Origin of the sequence: Borborobacter arsenicus (assembly GCF_003934165.1) — a bacterium.
Lineage (GTDB): Bacteria > Pseudomonadota > Alphaproteobacteria > Rhizobiales > Rhizobiaceae > Pseudaminobacter > Pseudaminobacter arsenicus.
The window spans coordinates 1-1675 of the sequence record NZ_RKST01000089.1; the positions used below are offsets into that span (position 1 = coordinate 1).

At 59.5% G+C, this 1675-nt stretch carries 1 protein-coding gene; it reads right to left on the reverse strand.

What is annotated here, in order from left to right:
* Nucleotides 1-332 precede the first annotated feature (332 nt).
* Nucleotides 333-1505, reverse strand: a complete 1173-nt coding sequence (locus tag EET67_RS25295; protein ID WP_128628915.1) for an IS110 family RNA-guided transposase — start codon at nt 1503-1505, stop codon at nt 333-335.
* Nucleotides 1506-1675 lie beyond the last annotated feature (170 nt).

Here is a 1675-nt window from a genome sequence, read left to right on the forward strand (position 1 = left end):
ACCGGAAACGAGTCCTGGCGCTTCAAGAACCGCTCTCAAAGCTCACATGAGGGGTTTGGCGTCAAGACATCGGATGCATCCTCCCCGTGTGCTGTCGGATTCATGGTCTGAGCCTTTTCGCGTGACGCGGCTCCTTGCCGGTTCAAACTCACATACGGTCGCCGCGCTCGCGGCCGCACCATCATTCCGCTTGCGTTGCGGTAAGGCTCAGGAGGACGGGACCATTCTAAAGCGCGGCGTTTGAAGCCATACTTTGAGCCGGTTCGCCCACCTGGATCCGCCAGGATTGATCAGTCCTGGAAGATTTCGGGATTGCTCATACAGCGCGTCGCTTAGGCCGCCTTCATGGCGACACCGTCGATTACGACGCCCAACCTGACGTATTTCCAGAGTGCGACGAGCAATTTCCTGGCAAGCGCGACAATGGTGCTCTTCTTGTGACGTCCCCCGTTAGACTGGACACGGTGGAAGAACCATTCGCTCAGCGCCGAGGACGGTTGATTGCGCAGCCACAGCCAGGCGAGTTGGATCATCGTCGTTCGCAGTCGCGGGTTGCCTGCTTTCGAAACCCCTTGTTCCCGGTCGATCGTCCCGCTCTGCCACGGCGTCGGCGCTAACCCCGCGTAGGCGGCTACCTGCCTGCGATTATCAAAATGCCGCGACAACCCCTCGGTGCAGAGTACAGCTGCAATCTCGGCGCCTACTCCCTTGATTGCGCATAACATCGCGGCAGGCCGCGTGATGGTGGTATTTTCATCGGCTGCAGTCACCAGCAAGTCACGCTCGCGCTCAACAACCGCTATATGATCGAGCAGAAGTTCAAGGCGGTCGAGTTCTCGGAGGATCTGTGCCTTGAGATGGGGCGGCAAAGCCCGGCCGTCGCCGGTTCGGAGCTCATCGAGCCGAATACGTCTGTCCTTTCGAAGCGGCTGATATTCGCCAATGCCCTGCGCAAAGAGCAGACCCTTGATGCGATTGACGTGCTCAACCCGCTCGGCAATAAGAACTCGTCGTTCGCGACAAACGCGCCGACGGTCTTCTTCTTGCGGGCTCGGGGCCCTAACCATTGCACAGACGCGAGGCTCGCCACGCTTGAAGGCGAGTAGCGTACGCACCAGTGTCTCGCCATCGATCCTGTCGGTCTTGGCCCTCCGACCACGCCGTGACGCGGCAATGGATGCTGCGTCGACGATATGGCTTTCGACGCCATGGTCTTGCAGAACCCGATGGATCCAGAACCCATCAAGCCCTGCCTCCTGGATCGTAATAATTGGAAAGACACAGCCAGTGCGGCAACGCACCTTCTCCTGAAGGTGGGCGAAACGGGAAAGCAATTCGCCGACATCACCGCCTTGAACCACATGCTTCGACATCTTCTCACCGCCGCCGGGAGATAATGACGTGACCAGCCATGTAGCCCGGCTCAGTTCGAGGGAGACAAAGATCGCGCCCAGATCGGTGCGGATCGCGGTGGCATTGTCGTACTGGCTTTGGGGAATTTGCATGGCCGTCTCCGGGAGATTGATTGCATCTGTGCAACCACACTCTCGCAGAGCGCCGGGCGCGGTTCACGCCTCATGGAATCTAAAGCCGAAGATAACCCTCCACCCGCGCTTGGCCTACCCTCTGCAACCCCGGCCAGCGCCGGGCAGGCCAAGCGCTGATCTACAGAGCA